Origin of the sequence: uncultured Ruegeria sp. (genome assembly GCF_947489545.1) — a bacterium.
In the GTDB taxonomy this organism is placed as follows: Bacteria; Pseudomonadota; Alphaproteobacteria; order Rhodobacterales; family Rhodobacteraceae; genus Ruegeria.
The window spans coordinates 220,039-237,617 of record NZ_CANLDZ010000003.1; the positions used below are offsets into that span (position 1 = coordinate 220,039).

Annotated in this window: 15 protein-coding genes and 1 tRNA gene; 9 read left to right on the top strand and 7 right to left on the bottom strand. The window is 53.8% G+C overall.

From position 1 onward, the window contains the following. Nucleotides 1–3 precede the first annotated feature (3 nt). Nucleotides 4–663: a DsbA family oxidoreductase gene (locus tag Q1B13_RS06025; protein WP_299078368.1), complete on the bottom strand. Its 660-nt coding sequence runs from the start codon at nucleotides 661–663 to the stop codon at nucleotides 4–6. 140 nt (nucleotides 664–803) lie between these two features. Here Q1B13_RS06025 and Q1B13_RS06030 point away from each other — a divergent pair. After that, a tRNA-Leu gene (locus tag Q1B13_RS06030) sits at nucleotides 804–890 on the top strand. Nucleotides 891–978: 88 nt separating this feature from the next. Here the strand turns inward: Q1B13_RS06030 and Q1B13_RS06035 are convergent. Further along, the gene (locus Q1B13_RS06035; protein WP_299078371.1) at nucleotides 979–1,761 is read right to left on the bottom strand and encodes an FkbM family methyltransferase; all 783 of its coding nucleotides are present in this window, start codon (nucleotides 1,759–1,761) and stop codon (nucleotides 979–981) included. Between the two features lie 39 nt (nucleotides 1,762–1,800). Next, entirely contained in the window at nucleotides 1,801–2,859 is a 1,059-nt protein-coding gene (locus tag Q1B13_RS06040; protein ID WP_299078374.1) for a glycosyltransferase family 4 protein, read from the bottom strand. A 301-nt stretch (nucleotides 2,860–3,160) separates the two neighbouring features. Between Q1B13_RS06040 and Q1B13_RS06045 the strand changes: the two genes are divergently transcribed. The 4 genes from Q1B13_RS06045 (at nucleotide 3,161) to Q1B13_RS06060 (ending at nucleotide 8,825) form a co-directional block, all read left to right on the top strand. After that, on the top strand, nucleotides 3,161–5,041 hold the full coding sequence (locus Q1B13_RS06045; RefSeq protein WP_299078377.1) for a glycosyltransferase family 2 protein: 1,881 nt from the start codon (nucleotides 3,161–3,163) through the stop codon (nucleotides 5,039–5,041). 102 nt (nucleotides 5,042–5,143) lie between these two features. Continuing rightward, on the top strand, nucleotides 5,144–5,815 hold the full coding sequence (locus Q1B13_RS06050) for a class I SAM-dependent methyltransferase (protein ID WP_299078379.1): 672 nt from the start codon (nucleotides 5,144–5,146) through the stop codon (nucleotides 5,813–5,815). A gap of 22 nt (nucleotides 5,816–5,837) precedes the next feature. Beyond that, nucleotides 5,838–6,890 (top strand): glycosyltransferase family 2 protein, encoded by a 1,053-nt coding sequence (locus tag Q1B13_RS06055; RefSeq protein ID WP_298932517.1) that lies wholly within the window; start codon nucleotides 5,838–5,840, stop codon nucleotides 6,888–6,890. A 27-nt stretch (nucleotides 6,891–6,917) separates the two neighbouring features. Further along, nucleotides 6,918–8,825, top strand: coding sequence for an ATP-grasp fold amidoligase family protein (locus tag Q1B13_RS06060; protein ID WP_299078382.1), 1,908 nt, complete (start codon nucleotides 6,918–6,920; stop codon nucleotides 8,823–8,825). A gap of 30 nt (nucleotides 8,826–8,855) precedes the next feature. Here the strand turns inward: Q1B13_RS06060 and Q1B13_RS06065 are convergent, their stop codons facing one another. Continuing rightward, complete coding sequence (locus tag Q1B13_RS06065) at nucleotides 8,856–9,158, bottom strand: DUF6476 family protein (protein ID WP_298932513.1); 303 nt, start codon at nucleotides 9,156–9,158, stop codon at nucleotides 8,856–8,858. On the opposite strand from Q1B13_RS06065, the gene Q1B13_RS06070 reads away from it, so the two are divergent. Both Q1B13_RS06070 and rpoH read left to right on the top strand, forming a co-directional pair. Continuing rightward, a complete protein-coding gene (locus Q1B13_RS06070) occupies nucleotides 9,157–10,191 on the top strand; it encodes an RluA family pseudouridine synthase (RefSeq protein ID WP_299078385.1) in 1,035 nt (344 codons plus the stop codon). The genes Q1B13_RS06065 and Q1B13_RS06070 overlap by 2 nt on opposite strands. A gap of 145 nt (nucleotides 10,192–10,336) precedes the next feature. After that, nucleotides 10,337–11,233, top strand: a complete 897-nt coding sequence (gene rpoH, locus Q1B13_RS06075) for an RNA polymerase sigma factor RpoH (RefSeq protein ID WP_299078389.1) — start codon at nucleotides 10,337–10,339, stop codon at nucleotides 11,231–11,233. Between the two features lie 125 nt (nucleotides 11,234–11,358). On the opposite strand, the gene Q1B13_RS06080 is transcribed toward rpoH, so the two are convergent. Then, entirely contained in the window at nucleotides 11,359–12,537 is a 1,179-nt protein-coding gene (locus Q1B13_RS06080) for a membrane dipeptidase (protein ID WP_299078392.1), read from the bottom strand. Nucleotides 12,538–12,683: 146 nt separating this feature from the next. Between Q1B13_RS06080 and Q1B13_RS06085 the strand changes: the two genes are divergently transcribed. Together Q1B13_RS06085 and Q1B13_RS06090 are read left to right on the top strand one after the other, a co-directional pair. Then, the gene (locus Q1B13_RS06085; protein ID WP_299078395.1) at nucleotides 12,684–13,658 is read left to right on the top strand and encodes a Gfo/Idh/MocA family oxidoreductase; all 975 of its coding nucleotides are present in this window, start codon (nucleotides 12,684–12,686) and stop codon (nucleotides 13,656–13,658) included. A gap of 58 nt (nucleotides 13,659–13,716) precedes the next feature. Beyond that, nucleotides 13,717–13,986 carry a DksA/TraR family C4-type zinc finger protein gene (locus tag Q1B13_RS06090; protein WP_298932504.1) on the top strand — a complete coding sequence of 90 codons (270 nt, stop codon included), beginning with the start codon at nucleotides 13,717–13,719 and terminating at the stop codon, nucleotides 13,984–13,986. Between the two features lie 228 nt (nucleotides 13,987–14,214). Here Q1B13_RS06090 and ampC read toward each other — a convergent pair whose 3' ends face one another. Both ampC and Q1B13_RS06100 read right to left on the bottom strand, forming a co-directional pair. Further along, nucleotides 14,215–15,369, bottom strand: a complete 1,155-nt coding sequence (gene ampC / locus Q1B13_RS06095; RefSeq protein WP_298932502.1) for a class C beta-lactamase — start codon at nucleotides 15,367–15,369, stop codon at nucleotides 14,215–14,217. Between the two features lie 323 nt (nucleotides 15,370–15,692). Further along, entirely contained in the window at nucleotides 15,693–17,513 is a 1,821-nt protein-coding gene (locus Q1B13_RS06100) for a M3 family oligoendopeptidase (protein ID WP_299078398.1), read from the bottom strand. Nucleotides 17,514–17,579 lie beyond the last annotated feature (66 nt).

Below are 17,579 nucleotides of genomic sequence, written 5' to 3' on the forward strand. Positions count from 1 at the left end.
GGGTCAAGCCGCCTCGGCCAAACAACGCTGCAGAACTTGAACATAAGTGTCTGTACCTTGCGCACCCGTCAGCAGGTACTTTCCGCCGAACACCATCGAAGGCACACCGGACACACCTCGGCTGGTCCAAACCTGCTGCTTCTTGAGAACGGATTCGGCATGTGAGCCCGTTTGCAACACGACACGTGCGTTTTTAGCATCTAGTCCAGCTGTTTCGACGGCTGCCAATAAGACGTCCAGGTCGGATACATCTTGTTGTTGCGTGAAATATGCCTCAAATAGCGCAAGCTTGAGCGGATGTTGCCGACCTTGCGTTTCAGCCCAATCAAGTAATTGATGGGCAGAGAACGTATTAACGATCCGACTTTCATCGTTGAAATTGAAGGTAAATCCCAGGGTAGTCCCCAATTCCGTCAGTCGCGCACGCGCCTGTTGACTTTGCTCGGTCGTCGAGCCGTATTTTTCTGCGATATGCTCGCGCAGATTTTGACCTTCCAGAGGCATATTCGGGTTCAGCTCGAACGGATGCCACCTGAGATGCGCCAGAATACCCAATTGCTGAAGCGCTAAATCAAGCTGCCGAAACCCGACAATGCACCACGGACACACCACATCCGAAACGACGTCGACTTGAACAACTGGGCGTGGGTCGGGCGAGGTCACAGCGGTTCCGATCAGGCGTTTACGACGGTGTTTGATCCCTAAGATAAGGCGGCCCCAAAGGATTTTAAACCATCGTGTTTTTGCCTCTTCACAACATGAGCGCCAACGTCTATACGCCCCCGTACCAAGTCACAGGCAGTGCGGTCGTGGCGGAATTGGTAGACGCGCAGCGTTGAGGTCGCTGTGGGGTAACACCCGTGGAAGTTCGAGTCTTCTCGACCGCACCATTTTTCTGAAGGTCAAATACGCTTTGTTGTGACCCACGTGAATATCAGTGGTTAACGCAGCACATTCCGGCTTTGGTAGGCGTATTTCTCAGTCTAAATCAAACCAGCTTGAGTTCCATGGAACGAATAGAAGGTCGCAGTCCGGCGAGGCGCGATCGACCGGGCGCAGGGCTTCGATCAGTTCGAACCCGTGTTTGCCCATTTCTGCAACAAACTCACTGAACCGGTAGCCATCCTTGAAACGCCGCTTTACGGAAACTTCGGCAAGGACGAATTCCGTGCGCTTCAGTGTTTCCAACCCACCACGGATGACAGCCAGCTCATTCCCTTCCGTGTCGATTTTCAAGCCAAACCGACCGGGTATACCTGCCGTGTAGGAATCGAGGCGACGCTTTTCCACGACGCGTTTCTCCATATCGACAATCCGGTTTTCATAGTCATTGGAAAACCCTGCAACCGTTGCCAGTGAGCGCCTTTTGCGGTCGGTTGTGGGAATGACCAGTTCGGCTTCACCGTCTTCGGAGTCGAGTGCGACAATGTGCAGATCGTAGTCGATCTTGTCGCGCCACGGGGCAACGCGCGTTGCGGTTTCTTCGATTGGATCGAACAGCACAAACTTTTTGTCCGGGAAGGCGTCATAGAGAAATGGGGTACCTGCGTCCACGCCCACATCCAGAACGGTGTCCACCTCAAACCCATAGCTTTGCAGGTTCGACGCTGTCACGCCACCGCTGATCACGGAAAGTCCGGTCTGGTTAAGCCGCCTCATCACTGGCCTGGGCCCAACGAATTCGCCATTTTCAAATTCGACAACCTTCAGCCCGGCAGAACGAAGTTTCTTACGAAAGGTAAACGCGTCTATCTTAGGCATTCGAAGGGTCCTTGGTCTAATACCTGTTGCAATCGTTATCTATGAAACGCGCACGTCAAGCGCTGTCTTCAACGCTTCACTCTGCATTTCGGGCCTGATTTCATAGGCGTGGTTTATGCAAGTCGCTTTCATTGCCAGCAAGTCTTCGTCATCCAAATCTATGGCCTTGCGCATCTGGAACATCATACCACGCGGATTCCCATCAACATAAAGGAAGTGCCGCACTTGTTCTGGCAGATGATCGACCAGAGCTTGTGTGTTGGGGCCGATAACCGGCAACCCGAATGTCAGCGCAAGATTGACCGATCCGGATGTTAGAATTCTACTAAAGGGCGCCACGCAAATATGACATGACGCAACAATGTCACGCAGTTCATCATCCGGCAGATACCTATCATGGAACCGAACATTCGACATCTCACGTATTGCTTGCTGTCCGCGGCGTTCACCTGCGATGACCGCCCCCGAGATATCGAGTTCCCAAGACTGATCTCGGAGATGCAAAGACTTTAGTGCCTTCCACATGAATTGTCCGCCACGGTTTTCCTGCACTTTCCCGATATGCACGAACCTTCGGTTTTCGGCGGACGGCAGGACATCGCGCCGCGCCATTGTAGCGTCCAGTGGTTCATAAACCCCGAGATAGCTGGGATGCGCCACGTGAACAAGTTTGTGCGCGGGTATTCCGTAGGTCTTTGCCAACAAGTCTTCGGCATAAGGTGTGTGAACGTGAATCTTGTCAGCGAGCCGAACCAGTATTTTTCGACCTTCATGAATTGCTTCCATGTCTCTGGCCGAGTTGTGGGGATGGAAGTTATGCACTGTCCAGACGATCTTCACACCTTGCTGTTTGAGTTCTGACAGTCCGGCATCGATCTTTTGAAACCGTTCGGCGATAGGGACTTCGTTCTTCGGACTGCCAAATTCCACAGTTTCCCAGTGGATCCAGTAGATGTCGCCTTCTCGAGCTGCGGGCAGTTCGCCTGCATAAAAAGCGTTCAACCGGACGACCCGAACTTCGTAGTCGTCAAAACGGCTGTAGATCATGCGTTGGTAGGGATTGTTGCCCAATGGTGCATTGGAATAAATGGTCGGCATGCATCCAATCCTCCGTTACAGAACAAACAACACCAACTTTGCGCGGGTTCCGCCCTCTTGTTCACCGTTACAGGGGCAATATTTCGATCCGTGGTGTACGAAGCGCTGGTCGGCACGCAAGTTCAAACTCGGCAGGGCATGCCAAAGCATCTAGTACCGTGGCTCTTGGATCACGTCTGTTCCCTTGCAATGCCGTTGGGGGAAACGTAACAAAGTCACGTGCTTAAAGACCCTATGCGCGGCGACGACGTTGTTTTGCAGAAGATATTTGAGCTGGCACAATGGTTACGGGTTTATGTCAATGAGACTTGTCATTTCCACAATGAAAGACGAAGGCCCGTTTATTCTGGAATGGATTGCCTACTATCTTTCGATTGGATTTACGCATTTCATCGTAAGTTCGAACGATTGTTCGGATGGCACAGAAAAGATACTGATGCGCTGCGAAGAGCTGGGTTTTCTGAAGCACATTGATAACCCGGGTCCGTGGAAGATGGGGCCACAGGCGTCGGCCTATGCCAATGCAATGCAGCAAACCTGGTACAAACAGGCAGACTGGATTTTGGTTTGCGATGTCGACGAGTTTTTAGATATCCGCGTAGGCGAAGGAACATTGGATGATCTGTTCCTCGCCTTGCCGCACGCAGATGGATTTGCGGCGCTTTGGCAGCTTTTTGGACATAACGGTGTTGTTGATTTCGAAGATCGTTTCGTCGTCGAACAGTTTACAAGGGCTGGTGAGCTGGGTGCGGTCATTCCGCAAAACCTGCGCGCGTATAAGTCCTTAATCCGCAACAATGGATCATACCGTTTGATAAATACCCATAGGCCGCGAGGACCTGTTCAGGGTAAAGCCGAGCACTTCGCTTGGGTGGACGGCGATGGGGACCCTTTGCCGCCTGCAATGCGTCGGCGCGGTTGGGCTTTTTCCACCACAGGCGCTGCGTTTGGCCGGCAGTTGTTTCGGATGAATCACTATGCGGTCAGATCCATTGAAAGTTACCTGATGAAACGTTTGCGCGGGGACGTAAAAACCACGTCGTTTCATCCTAAGATGGAGGAAACGGGGCAGGCATATTGGAACCTGCATTGCTACAATGTCGTCGAGGAATCCTCGATCCTCTCGAAAGTAGGCCGTCTGCGCGATGTCTATTCTCAGTTGCGGGCAGATCCAGTTTTGGGGGAGCTGCATGAAAAAGCAGTAGTGTTTCACAAGGATCGCATCGCCGCTATTCGCGAGACAGATGCTGCCAAGGGTTTTATTAAGAAAAATAAGAGCTTCCGTAGCGGGCAATATGTAAAGGCACTGAAGTTTGGAGTCGTTGAAGAAGCCAATGCATCTTTCGATCCAGAGACTTATAGAGATCCCGAGGTCAGTTTTGCCCAAGTCGCAAAATGGAATCGCCTTGGCCAAATGGCAGAGAGGTCGAACGCTAAGCCAAACAACTATCCTTGGTTTGTCAGACTCGATGCTCTTGGAACGCCACTAGAGCATGAAGAGGCTTCGGCGCAACATGCCGCGATCACTGACCCAAAGCAGATATCTTTACCGTTTGACCCAAAGGACCCAACGCTGCTGCCGCCAGCCTCGCCCGAGATCGAGAGGACCAAAAAGCAGCGCGGCGATTTTCTGAAATCGATCAGCGGTAAGAAATCATGGGTTCTGATCGGCCAGGTTGAGACTGAAATTGTTGAGGAAGTTCTGGCGCTTGGAGCGGTTTCGCAATTGACTATCATCGCCCCATGGGGCCTGTCCTGGGACCGTTTTGCTTGTCCAGACACCACACAGGATCCCGACCTCCAAGCTTTGGATCTAGCGTTTTATGCATTCCTAGAACACTTTCGCGAACCAATCATCAAAGGGCACCTGCGCGTCTTCAGGGCGCTACCGCCATTGATGCTGAAGCTTTTCGAAGACGAAAGCGTCGGCGTTGTCATCATTCGGGGCGTTCGGGCCGAACGGGTTGCAAACCAACTGTTGAAACGAATCGACCGGGTTTTGGCACCAGGGGGCAGTATAGCCTTCACATCCTATCGCCGTGGCGGTGCTCCGTACAAAGGCATGGCTGCCGCCATTCACAGTTTTTTGGGGCGCAATGCCAGCAGATATCGGATCACGAGTTTGCAGCCACCGTGGCTTGGGATCGACAAACTGCCGCCTTTAAATAAAGAAGACACATAGTTTCTGGCCCTTGCAGCCATCGCATGGTACCCGTTCCTCAACTAACGAGACGGGCAGGTTTTGTGTATCCTGACAAAAGCCCGACAGCACAGTGAGGTCGAGATGCCAAACGAACCTAAGGTCATCGGCGCAATGCCTGGACACAAGGAAAAGCCGAAATCGGACAAGGCCAACAAGCGCAAGAATTCCAAGGAAGCCATTCGCCGTACATTCCTGTCTCGGCTGCCCAAAGGGGGCATGGCCGTGGAAATTGGCGTTTGGCAAGGTGAGTTTTCTCCGACAATCCTGAAGTTTATCGAGCCCAGCCAGTTGTTCCTGATCGACCCCTGGAAACACATTGGTGAAGATTCGCACACGACCGCCTTTGTTGGTCGGACGGAAGACGAAAAGATGGAGGCCATTTTTCAGAAAGTGGTCAAGTCATTCAAAAAAGAAATCGACGACGGCAAGGTTGGCATCATCCGCGATTTCTCGGTTCCTGCATTGAAGCTTTTTGATGATGAGAGCATCTCATTTGCCTATGTCGACGGCGATCACTCTTACGAAGGTGTGTCTGCGGATTTGGCGGCGCTTTTTCCAAAGATAAAGCTGGGCGGTATCATGGCGTTTGATGACTATCACCGCCGCGGTTGGTGGGGCGATGGCGTGATCCGCGCAGTTAACGAATTTCTGGGCCGCTACCCGAGAGAATTGCGTATTCGCGCCATAGCCGGCGCTCAGATCGCGATTGAAAAGATTGCCCCCCTAGACAAGGGTAAAGGGAAGGACAGCTAGGCGTTGAGGCTGAGTTAAAACGATGGACAAACCTGAAAAAGTCCTCATCTCAGCAATGAAGAATGAGGGGCCGTACATCCTCGAATGGGTCGCGCATCACAAGGTTCTCGGCTTTGACAAGATCGTTGTGTACACCAACGACTGCTCTGACGGTACAAATCGGATCTTGAGACGTTTGCAGGATTTGGGCCATGTGGAGTTTCGCCGAAATCGGGTTGGGGTTGGTGGCATCCATCGGTCAGCCCTGCGACAGGCGCGGCGGCTGCCTTTTGTGAAAGAGGCAAAGTGGGTCTACGTCTGTGACGCCGATGAGTTTCTGAACATCCACGTCGGAGAACACAAGGTCGACGACCTTATCGAGGCGACGCCTGATGTCGATGTCATATCCATCCCGTGGAAAATATTCTCAAACAACGGTCGGCACGTATTGCGAGACCAGTCTGTCACAGGTCAGTTTTCCGACTGTGAACTGGACTTTGAGCAAGGTGGAGCCGGGCGGAGATTTGTGAAATCTCTGTTCCGACAGGGTGAGTTTTATACCCGGTTTGGCTTGCACAACCCGCACCCCAAACCCGATTTTCAGGCTGGCATGTTCCGGTCCGTGCCGGGTGGCCACGCGAAAGAGCCCGCGCCCTTTGGAAACCATGTTGCACCACCCTTCGGTTTTGAAGTGGCACAGATAAATCACTATGCGGTGCGCTCGACGCAGGCCTATATGGCCAAGCGCAGCCGGGGCCGTGCGAACCATTCCTCGCAAACCTTGGGGACCGAATACTGGGATCGCTGGAACCGTGGCGGTTCGCCTGACACCACAATTTTAAGGTACAGGGATGAAGTGGACGCTTTGTTGGAAGAGTTCAAGTCCGACGAGGTTTTGCACCGGCTGCATAGAAAAGCCTTTCGATGGCACAAAGACCTGATCACCAATCTGATGGAAATACCTGAATACAAGGACCTTTATCAGATCCTCGTCGAAAAACCCGCTGTAAGCTTTGTCGCACAGGATCGCGGTGTACAAGGACGGATTTCAGCCGTTGTGGTTGGCTCCTCCGATGCAGATCAACCTGACCCCTGACAAAATTGCCCCCGGAGAAGTGTGTTAATGGTTGCTGAAAACAATCTTCCAACGATTGGGATGCTCTGGCTCGAAGGGCCGCTCAGCTTTCTGGAACAGATGTGCCTTTTGTCCTTCGTGTCGAACGGGCACAAAGTGGTGCTGTTCCACTACGGTGAGGTCGAGAACGTTCCGGAAGGTATCGAACTGGTGTCCGCAAATGAGATTCACGAACCGAAACAGTTCATTGTAAACAGTCAGTTTAAAACGCCTGTCCCCCAATCGGACATCTTCCGACTACAGCTTATGAAGAAAACCGATTTTCTGTGGTGCGATACCGATGTGATTTCTTTGGCGCCCATTCCAAAAGCAGATCACATCTTCGGATATTTCAACAATACAACAATCTGCAACGCGATCATGCGCCTGCCCGCCGACAGCCCGGCGTTGCAGGCCTATACCGATTACAGCCTAGATCCTTTTCCGATCCGTCCATGGATTGAGGGCGATGAAAGGCACGAACTTGAACGCCAGAAAGCCGCCGGTGAATTGCCTCATGCTTCGGATCAGGCCCACAGCGTTTATGGCCCCGGTGTTTTGACATGGTTCCTGCGTCATCACGGCGAAATCGACCACGCCAGTCCAGTGTCTGTATTTTATCCGCTTCCCTTCAGGCACACAGGACAGGCAAATGATATTCCTGCACGAGAATTCCGCCGCAAGTACCTGACCGATGACACGCTTGCCGTGCACCTTTGGGGACGCCGGATGCGATGGTGGGTCAACAAGGGTATCAAGCGGCACTCTTTCCTGGATCGCAGATTACGTGGTCTTGGTGTCAGTCCAGCCGACGCACCGTTGCCGCGAAAGGGCAAAGAAGCTCCCAAGAAGATAGAGTTTCCAAGCAATCTTCCTGAATTGCGGCTAAGCAAAGAGACGATCAGCCAGGCAACAAACGGGATCATGTCGGTTGCTCAAATTTCCACTTCAGAGCAATTTCTAAAGGTTGCGCAGTTCGAACTGGATAAAATCAAGTCGGGTGAGTTGTACGGTGTGAACGAAGCCGCGCGTCCTGGTCATCAGCGGGGCTGGGATCACTACGAGAACGACGCAGCCCGGTTGAACGCCCTTTCGATGTCATTGTCGCGCTTTGCCAACAATCAGCGGTATCTGCCGGATCTCTCGGACCCTAAGACAATCACTGAAAAGCTTCTTGTTATGAAGCTGTTTGGCGATATGCCAAAAGTTTCGGCCGCCGACAAGCTGACCGCGGAAAGCTTTGTTCCGCAACCTTCTGGAAACCTTCTTACTCCGGTGCAACGATACTGGGATTCTTCTTCTCCAGTTCTGCCGGAAGAGCTGGAGCTTGAGCCGGGTTCATACTGGCTCAAATGCAACAACGGGCAGGGGCAAAATCACCGTTTGAACTGGCCAATGAGCAAGGAAGAAAGCGAACTGGCTAACGAGAAGCTGACCAGCTGGAGCAAGAAGCCAATTCCACACGGATATTGGGCGGCCGAGTGGTGGTATTCCACGATCGAAACGCGCTTTTTCATCGAAGAAAACCTAGCTGCGGAAGGTGAGGACATCATCGACTGGAAGTTCTGGGTTGTGGCGGGCAAGTTGCAAATGGTGCAAGTGGATCGCGACCGCTCACGCGGGCATGTCCAGATGATCCATGACCGGGACTTCAATTTTATTCCCAAGGAACTGTACTTTAAGACTAGTGAAGATACAGAACCGCGACCCAAACGATATGACGATATGGTCCAGATTGCGGAAGCTATTGGACAACGCGTGGAATTCGCGCGGGTGGATCTCTATGCCATTGGTGACAAGATTTATCTTGGTGAAATCACACTGTGCCCATTTGGTGGGAAGCGGAAAATGCGAACGCCCGAATTGGATAAGCAATTGGGCGATGCATGGACTGGGACCCGGTTGTTTCCAAACTAGAGCGCCGGTGCATCAACTGACATGGCAAGGTTACTCGACCGGGATGTCCTGGCGCAGTTTTCCGGTCGTTTTGTCAAAGATCAGGATGCGATTGTCATCAGTTACCACAGCGTACCAGTTGTTGCCGATGGTCAGCGCTTGCGCCTGCGCGCCGTCAGGCAGCTCGATCTGATCGGGCAGGGTAGGCGTTCTGTCCGATAGCCGGATGACAATCAGCGCGAATGTCACTAGAACCCCGCCAATCATCACCGCGGTCAGCAACATGACCATACGCCGTAACAGTCGCAGCTGCGGCGTTTCCAGCGGTTCTTGGGGTTCGGAAGGGACAGTCATGGGCACCCGTCAGATAGAGTTTCAGATTGCGGCCGCTCCGCCGCCTCGCCTTGATAAGGCGCTTTCGCGGGATGTGCCAGTCGAGGAGAACCTGTCGCGTACACGCCTGACCCGGTTGATCGAAAGCGGCGCTGTTCAAATCGACGGTGTCGACGTGCATGATCCGAAGTTCAAGGTGTCCGAGGGCGCGATGGTGAAGATCGTTGTGGCCGAAGCCGAGGACAGCCATATTGGCCCGGAAGATATCCCGCTCGACGTTGTCTACGAGGACGCAGACCTGATTGTCGTGAATAAACCGGCAGGTATGGTGGTCCATCCCGCGCCGGGTTCACCCAACGGAACGTTGGTGAATGCGTTGTTGCATCATTGCGGAGACGATCTGTCTGGCGTGGGCGGCGTCAAACGTCCCGGTATCGTGCATCGGATCGACAAGGAAACCAGCGGTCTGCTGGTGGTCGCTAAATCGGATGCCGCCCATCACGGTTTGGCGGCACAGTTCGAGGCACATAGCGTCGAACGTTATTACCGCGCCATTTGTTACGGTGTACCGGATGCCAATGACCCGCGTTTGCGCGGTGTTAAAGGGGTGAGTTTCGAGCCAGGGAACATCATGCGTCTGACCACGCAACTGGCACGGCACAAGGCAGATCGCCAGAAACAGGCGGTTCTGTTTCACGGCGGTCGCCACGCAGTGACGCGCGCACGCGTGGTTGAGACATTTGGAAAGCCCGCCGGGCTGGCACTGGTCGAATGTTGGCTTGAGACTGGGCGGACGCATCAGATTCGGGTCCATATGGCACATGCAGGGCATGGTTTGGTTGGCGATCCGATTTATGGCGGCAGGCGTAAGTTGGCCGGGCGGTCCTTTGGGGATAAGACCGCCGATGCCGTTAAGGCCTTTCCGCGTCAAGCGCTTCATGCTGCTATTTTGGGCTTTGAGCACCCTGTCAGCGGTGAAATCTTGCGCTTCGAGGCAGAACTGCCGACTGACATGAAAAACTTGATTGCAAGGCTGCACGATCCGCTGACATAATTAGCAAACCCTTGTGAGTAAGACTTTCTTAGCTTTCCTTTACCGAAGCTTAATTCCAAACTGTTAACGGTACCTCTTGAAAGGGCTGGGTTCCTTACCCATATCCTATGTTAAAGACGTAAACATTTGTCGGAGGGACATCAAAATGGCAAACTACGCAAATCTCCCCGCGCCGACGCCTGAGGGCGGCCTGAACCGCTATATGCAGGAAATTCGTAAGTTTCCCCTGCTGGAGCCGGAAGAAGAATATATGCTGGCCAAGCGCTGGGTCGAAGAGCAAGACACTGAAGCCGCACATAAAATGGTCACGTCGCATCTTCGTCTGGCAGCAAAGATCGCGATGGGCTATCGCGGCTATGGTTTGCCGCAAGCCGAGGTGATTTCCGAAGCGAATGTGGGTCTGATGCAGGCTGTCAAGAAATTTGACCCGGAGAAAGGTTTCCGGCTTGCGACCTATGCGATGTGGTGGATTCGCGCATCGATTCAGGAATACGTCCTGAGATCGTGGTCGATGGTCAAACTGGGAACAACCTCAGCTCAGAAAAAGCTGTTCTTTAACCTGCGCAAAGCCAAAGCCCGCATTGGCGCCTTGGAAGAGGGCGATCTGCGTCCGGAGAACGTCGCAAGGATCGCGACCGATCTGGGCGTGACCGAAGAGGAAGTGATCAGCATGAACCGCCGGATGTCCGGTGGCGATGCATCGCTGAATGCGACGGTCGGCTCCGAAGGCGAAGGAACCATGCAGTGGCAGGATTGGCTGGAGGATGAGGATGCCGACCAGGCCGGTGACTACGAAGCCCGGGACGAGTTGGAAGCACGTCGTGAGCTCCTTGCTGCCGCGTTGGACGTCCTGAATGACCGCGAGAAGGATATTCTGACGCAGCGCCGTCTGATGGACCAGGCGGTGACGCTGGAAGAACTCAGCACGCAATACAATGTCAGCCGCGAACGTATTCGTCAGATCGAAGTACGCGCCTTTGAAAAACTGCAAAAGAAAATGCGCGAATTGGCGCGTGAAAAGGGAATGCTGGCGACAGCCTGATCATTAGTGACCTTAGCCCGCAGGATATGCGGGCTAAGGTCGTTTTCTGAGAAAAATGCGCAGCCAGACCCAGAGCTGGTGCAGGAATTCAAATTGAATTCAAAATCATAGTAGCCGTTTTTAATCTAGTTCAAGCGATCCCTGAAAACACGAACCATGTTTTCACCCATGACTTTGCGGATTTGAACCTCAGTCACACCTTCGTCCAATAGTGCAGACGTCAATGCCGCAAGTTCGGATGTATCGAACGCCGTTTCGACCGACCCATCGTAATCCGACCCGAGCGAGACGTGATCTTCCCCTATGGTTTCGATCGCGGCCTTGATCATCTTGGCAATGCCTGACGGCGCGGTATCCCCACAGGTAACATCAGCCCAGTATCCCATACCTATAACGCCGCCGGTCGCTGCAATCTCTTGCATCAGTTCGTCGGGATAGTTGCGCTTTACCGGACAATACCCGTGCAGCCCGCCATGGCTGACGATCAACGGAACATCTGTCATCCCGATCACGTCACGTGCAACCTGCGGGCTTGAATGGGCCAGATCAATGACGACAGGACGTTGCGCCAGTTCTTGGACAACCTGACGGCCAAAATCGGACAAGCCGGTATTTGCCTGCCCGTGCAAGGACCCGCCCAGTTCATTGTCGAAGAAGTGGTGTAATCCAAACACCCGGTGCCCCGCGTCGAAGATCGCATCCAGATTGGCAAGATCGCCTTCCAGGGGATGGGACCCTTCGATCCCGAGAATGCCGCCGACAATCTGTTCTCCGTTGGAGCGGGCGTTCAGGACGCTGTCCAGATCAGCGCGCGTCTTGATTACCTTAAGGTGCCCGTTCGATGCCGTCTCGAACCGGTGTAGCTTTTCGGCCTGATAGATCGCGCGTTCTTTCAAGCTGTCCCACGTGCGCAGCGGCCACAATTGCCCGACGGCCAGCAAGGTGATGTTGTCGAATGCCTCGGCAGAGTTCGCCTCATAATTTTGACCGGCTGGTGATTTGGTCACGGCGGTAAAGACTTGCAACGCGACGTTGCCCTCAAGCAGGCGCGGGATGTCAACTTGTCCACGCGTGCCACGCTCCGTCAGATCTCTGCTCCAAAGCAGAGGGTCAGCATGCAGATCCCCAATGATCAGTGTTTCATGCAATTCGGCGGCGCCATCTGAAACCGGGTAAGGATCGTGATCGATCACGCTGTTGCGCGCGTTTTCGACATATGGTGGCAGGAACACGAAGAAAATCAACGCTCCGGCGATCAGGGCCAACATGATCAAGCCGCCGATCCATTTCAAAAATCTGCTCATTTGCTCTCTCCCAACATGCATCAGCAGATTACGATGCCACGCGACTGAGAAAAGCCTGACTTGGCGTCGGTTGCTTGATAAAGATGTTGGGTCAGCAGAGTTCCTGAGGGTCCCAAGGCTTCGGCGTCTATTTGATGGAGAGTATGATGGAAAAACCAGTTCAGTGGGGTGTACTGGGTGCGGCCAAATTTGCACGTCAATACATGGCGCCCGCCATCCATGCCGCAAACGGCGCACGATTGTCTGGTCTGGCAACGTCCGATCCGGCAAAGGCCGCGCCGTTCCTGGAGTTTTGCCCTGATCTAAACGTCTATGATGACTACGACGCCATGCTTGCCGACCCAAACATCGATGCCGTCTATATCCCACTGCCCAATCACCTGCATGTGGAATGGAGCTTGAAGGCGCTGGATGCGGGTAAGCAAGTTTTGTGTGAAAAGCCGATGACGATGCGGGCCCACGAATTTGACGCGTTGATCAAGAAACGCGATGATACCGGCCTGCTTGCGGCTGAGGCGTATATGATCGTGCATCATCCCCAATGGCAGATGGTCCGGAAGCTCATCGCTGATGGGGCGATCGGCAAACTTGCGCATGTGACGGGGGCGTTCAGTTTTGACAACCGCACGGATACCACGAATATCCGCAATCGCGCAGAAACCGGTGGGGGAGGTCTGCGGGACATTGGCGTCTATGTGATTGGCAGCGCGCGATACGCCACCGGCCAAGAACCGGTGACGGTCCAGTCGGCGATCCGGTGGGAAAACGGTATCGACAGTTTCACCGAAATTCGCGCTCAGTTTCCTGACTTTACCTATTCAAGCTATGTCTCAATCCGCATGCACCCCCATCAAGAGATGGTGTTTCACGGAGAGGGCGGCGTAATCCGGCTGACCGCCCCCTTCAATGCGCGGGTGTTCGGCGAAGCTCGGGTTGAACTACACCGGCCAGGGCTTGAGGTGCAGGTCACACGCTTTCCCGGGGAAGATCACTACAAACTTCAGGTTGAAGCCTTCTGTCGGTCGGTGCGAGGTGGTTCTGAATACCCATGCCCGTTGGAGTTTTCGCGCGGAACACAAGACATGATCGACCAGATCTTCGACGGGGCAGTATCACTGTAGCTTGCCATGCCACCCGTCGCTTGGTTATTCTGCCATCCACTCATTCAGGAGAGGACCCATGGCCGGAGGCTGGGCACGCGATGGTGCGGTAAGCGAGCAGATCGAGGCGTCGATATCTGATGAACTGGCGCGGATGCGGTCGCAAAAGCGACCCGTCGGTGACAGCCTGACCCACTGTGCAGAATGCGAAGAACCGATCCCTGAAAAGCGACGTCTTGCACTGCCCGGCGTCAAATTGTGCATGGATTGCCAACAGGAGCGCGACAGTTCGTTTCAGTCCCGAGGCGGGATCAACCGCCGGGGCTCAAAGGACAGTCAGTTGAAGTGATGTTTTTTTGTGTCCGGTTTGAGTCCCATCCCCGAGTTTCTGCAGTGTGGCCAAAGTCCGCTTCGGCGAGTGACCTAACCGGTGAGAAATAGCTTTAGCGGTGATTTTGAAAGCCAAAGAGGCCAATCTACAAGATCGGCAGACTAACCAATGCTCTCTATTGATTGATTTTGGCTTAAGAATTCTGGCCCTGCCGACTCTATGTGGCGGGGCTGGGAGCTACGTTAGTCAATCGTCGGCAGACAACAGGCTTTCGATCAAATCATAAGTAGCGCGCACTCGGGCTTTGTTTGGGTAGTTGCGATTAGCCAGTACCACTATCCCAAGACTTTCACCTGGCAGGATTGCCACATACCCGCCAAACCCATTGGTCGATCCTGTCTTGTTCAGGATGACGTCGCGTTGGGGTCGCATAGGTGGGTCGATCCGCTCGACAGGCTTTGATTTCAGGTCGAAATTATATCCGGAACCCTTGGCCATGACTTCAAGATTAACGGGCCAGGGGTATTGTTCCCAGACCATTCCTTGCACATAATAGGGTGTCTTCGTCTGCCCTTGACGTGTTCTCTCCAGCGCTGCGGTAAGCTCTGGAGTGCTCGTTGCCAGACCCAGCTCAAGATCCAGAAGACGGAGCATATCTCGTGCAGTCGATTTCACGCTGTAAGATTCTGCATCGAACACGCCTGGGTTGACCCGGATCGGCGTGTTCGTCCTTTTGTCGTAACCGAAGGCGTAGCGGTTCATCGACTGGGCCGGGACTTCTATCCATGTGCTTTCGAGACCCATGGCAGGAAACAGGATTTGCTCCATCGCCTCTGCATATCCCATGCCTAGGGCATCAGACGTGATATGACCTAGAAGACCGGTACCAACATTTGAATAGCTGCGAGTACCCTCTTGCCTGGGTTGCCAGTCAGCCAGCCAGTCGATCAGGTGGGGAACGCTCTGGACGGCTCCTGGCACCTGGAGAGGTAGACCTCCGGTCGTATGCGTGGCCAAGTCCATAACACTGATGTCATCAAAGGCCGTGCCACGCAATTCAGCGAGCCTGTCGGATACCGGCGCATTGAGATCCAGAAGCCCCCTTTGCTCAGCTAATGCGGCGAGGCTGACGTTGAAGACCTTGCTGATGGAGCCGAGTTCGAAGATTGTATCAGGCGAGGCCGTTATGTTTTCTTCACGCGATGCAAGGCCGGTGGCGAAAAAGTAATGTTGGCCCTTCATGGTTACGCCAACGACCAGTCCGGGAATTTCGTAGTCAACGATTGTGGATGAGAAGCTCTGTTCAACCAAAGCTGTAAACTTGTCCTCGTTGATAACCTGTGCCCGAAGCATGGTAGGAACCCAAAGCAGCAGTAGTGACGTAAGAATGAATTTGTTCATATCTGCCTCAATTTCTGAATTGGTGCGCAGGGTTTAAAAGGCCTGCGCAAAATGCGCTGGGATACTAAATTTCGAGATTTTGATGTTAGTATCAGTACTGACTTAAAGCGCCATTTTGGGTGTCTTAAGGGGCGCCAGCAATATCCCAAAAGCCTTGTACTTTAATCATCCGATACCAAACTCCGGCCAAGGTTTCGATTCTCGGAATTCCGGCAAGGCGCGCCGCACCAGGACAAGAGAGGTCATCAGACCCTTTCAATCGAATGGGCAAAGATTTTCGCAAAGCGGACAGTCTTCAAGGCCGTTACAGACTTGGGCAATCCTCACCCCTCCATGTCTTCCAGTTCATCAATGAAACCGGAAATCATCGACAAGCCTTTGTCCCAGAACTTTGGGTCGCTGGCGTCCAGCCCGAATGGGGCCAGCAGCTCCGAATGGTGTTTTGATCCACCGGCGCGCAGCATCTCGAAATACTTGTCCTCGAATCCTTCCGCGCCGCTCTCGTAGACCGAGTAGAGCGCGTTGACCAAGCCATCCCCGAACGCGTAGGCGTAGACGTAGAAGGGCGAGTGGACGAAATGCGGGATGTAGGCCCAGAAGGTTTCGTACCCGTCCATGAATTCGAATGCCGGTCCAAGGCTTTCTGCCTGAACGCTCATCCACAAGGCGTTAATGTCGTCCGGGGTTAGTTCACCTTCGCGGCGGGCGGCGTGGAGTTTGCATTCAAAGTCGTAAAACGCGATCTGGCGGACCACGGTGTTGATCATGTCCTCAACCTTACCGGCCAGCAGAATTTTGCGCTGTTCGGGTGTTTCGGCCTGATCCAGCATTGTGCGGAAGGTCAGCATCTCACCAAACACTGACGCTGTCTCGGCCAGCGTCAGCGGGGTGGATGACAACATCTCACCCTGATCTGCGGCCAGAACCTGATGTACGCCATGACCAAGCTCATGCGCCAAGGTCATCACATCGCGCGGTTTTCCAAGATAATTGAGCATCACGTAGGGGTGCACATCGGTAACCGTGGGATGTGCGAAAGCGCCCGGGGCTTTGCCGGGCTTTACGGCGGCGTCGATCCAGCCTTTTGAGAAGAACGGCGCTGCAATTTCGCCCATCCGTGGATCAAAGGCATTATACGCGTCCATCACCATCGTCTCGGCCTCGGCCCAGTCGACAATCCGTGTGTCTTCCATCGGCAGGGGCGCGTTGCGGTCCCAGACCTGCATGACGTCCAAACCCAGCCATTTGCGCTTTAGCTCATAGTAACGATGGCTTAGCTTCGGGTACGCGGCAACGACCGCCTCGCGCAGCGCTTCGACCACTTCGGGTTCAACGTCGTTGGATAGGTGGCGCCCTGTTTGCGCGGTCGGCATATTGCGCCAGCGATCAAGGATTTCCTTTTCCTTGGCCTGCGTGTTGTGAACGCGGGCAAAGGTCTTGATGTTGTCCTGAAACACAGATGCCAGTTCCCTCGACGCGGCCTCGCGCTTGGTGCGATCCTGTTCGGTCAGCAGGTTCAGGGTGCCCTCGATGTTCAGATCATCGCCGTCAACCGTGAAGGTGAGACCCGCAATGGTTTCGTCAAACAAACGCTCCCACGCGTCGCCAACGACACCCAGATCGTGGAGGAATTTTTCCAACTCATCCGACAGTTGGTATGGCTTCATGGCACGGATACGCCGAAAGACCGGCTCATATCGGGCCAAATCCGTGTTGGCGCTGAAATGCGCCTTTAACCCATCATCGTCGATCCGATTGATCTCAAGCGTGAAGAACACGAGCGGCGTGGTGAAGATCGTAACCTTCTCCTGCATGTCTGACAGGAATTTCGCGCGCTCGGCATCGGTGGTCAGTTGATAATACCGCAGGCCCGCAAAAGACATGATCCGGCCTGCGATTGCGTTGATCTTTTCGTTGCGCAGCACGCAAGTCAGCAGACCCCCGGCGTCCAGATCGGCCAGTTTGCCTTCATAATCCGCTGCAAAAGATGCGCATTCCCCTTCAAGCCAATCCAGATCGCGGGACAGTTCAGGCGCATCTTCCGAGGTGTAAAGATCACTCAGATCCCATTCAGGAAGGTTGCCCAGATTATCAGCGCCGCCACCTGCGTTTGCATCACGGACGGGAAAGGGAAGGTCGCGCATGGATCACCTATTGAAAACTGCTTTGCGCAACATCTAGGGATGGCGCGCCTGGATCACAAGCAAGCA

Excerpts from the sequence above, each read along its gene's own strand:
- Q1B13_RS06035 (WP_299078371.1), bottom strand. The coding sequence starts at position 1,761 with ATGCCTAAGATAGACGCGTTTACCTTTCGTAAGAAACTTCGTTCTGCC.
- Q1B13_RS06040 (WP_299078374.1), bottom strand. The coding sequence starts at position 2,859 with ATGCCGACCATTTATTCCAATGCACCATTGGGCAACAATCCCTACCAA.
- Q1B13_RS06045 (WP_299078377.1), top strand. The coding sequence starts at position 3,161 with ATGAGACTTGTCATTTCCACAATGAAAGACGAAGGCCCGTTTATTCTG.
- Q1B13_RS06050 (WP_299078379.1), top strand. The coding sequence starts at position 5,144 with ATGCCAAACGAACCTAAGGTCATCGGCGCAATGCCTGGACACAAGGAA.
- Q1B13_RS06055 (WP_298932517.1), top strand. The coding sequence starts at position 5,838 with ATGGACAAACCTGAAAAAGTCCTCATCTCAGCAATGAAGAATGAGGGG.
- Q1B13_RS06060 (WP_299078382.1), top strand. The coding sequence starts at position 6,918 with ATGGTTGCTGAAAACAATCTTCCAACGATTGGGATGCTCTGGCTCGAA.
- Q1B13_RS06070 (WP_299078385.1), top strand. The coding sequence starts at position 9,157 with ATGGGCACCCGTCAGATAGAGTTTCAGATTGCGGCCGCTCCGCCGCCT.
- Q1B13_RS06065 (WP_298932513.1), bottom strand. The coding sequence starts at position 9,158 with ATGACTGTCCCTTCCGAACCCCAAGAACCGCTGGAAACGCCGCAGCTG.
- rpoH (WP_299078389.1), top strand. The coding sequence starts at position 10,337 with ATGGCAAACTACGCAAATCTCCCCGCGCCGACGCCTGAGGGCGGCCTG.
- Q1B13_RS06080 (WP_299078392.1), bottom strand. The coding sequence starts at position 12,537 with ATGAGCAGATTTTTGAAATGGATCGGCGGCTTGATCATGTTGGCCCTG.
- Q1B13_RS06085 (WP_299078395.1), top strand. The coding sequence starts at position 12,684 with ATGGAAAAACCAGTTCAGTGGGGTGTACTGGGTGCGGCCAAATTTGCA.
- Q1B13_RS06090 (WP_298932504.1), top strand. The coding sequence starts at position 13,717 with ATGGCCGGAGGCTGGGCACGCGATGGTGCGGTAAGCGAGCAGATCGAG.
- ampC (WP_298932502.1), bottom strand. The coding sequence starts at position 15,369 with ATGAACAAATTCATTCTTACGTCACTACTGCTGCTTTGGGTTCCTACC.
- Q1B13_RS06100 (WP_299078398.1), bottom strand. The coding sequence starts at position 17,513 with ATGCGCGACCTTCCCTTTCCCGTCCGTGATGCAAACGCAGGTGGCGGC.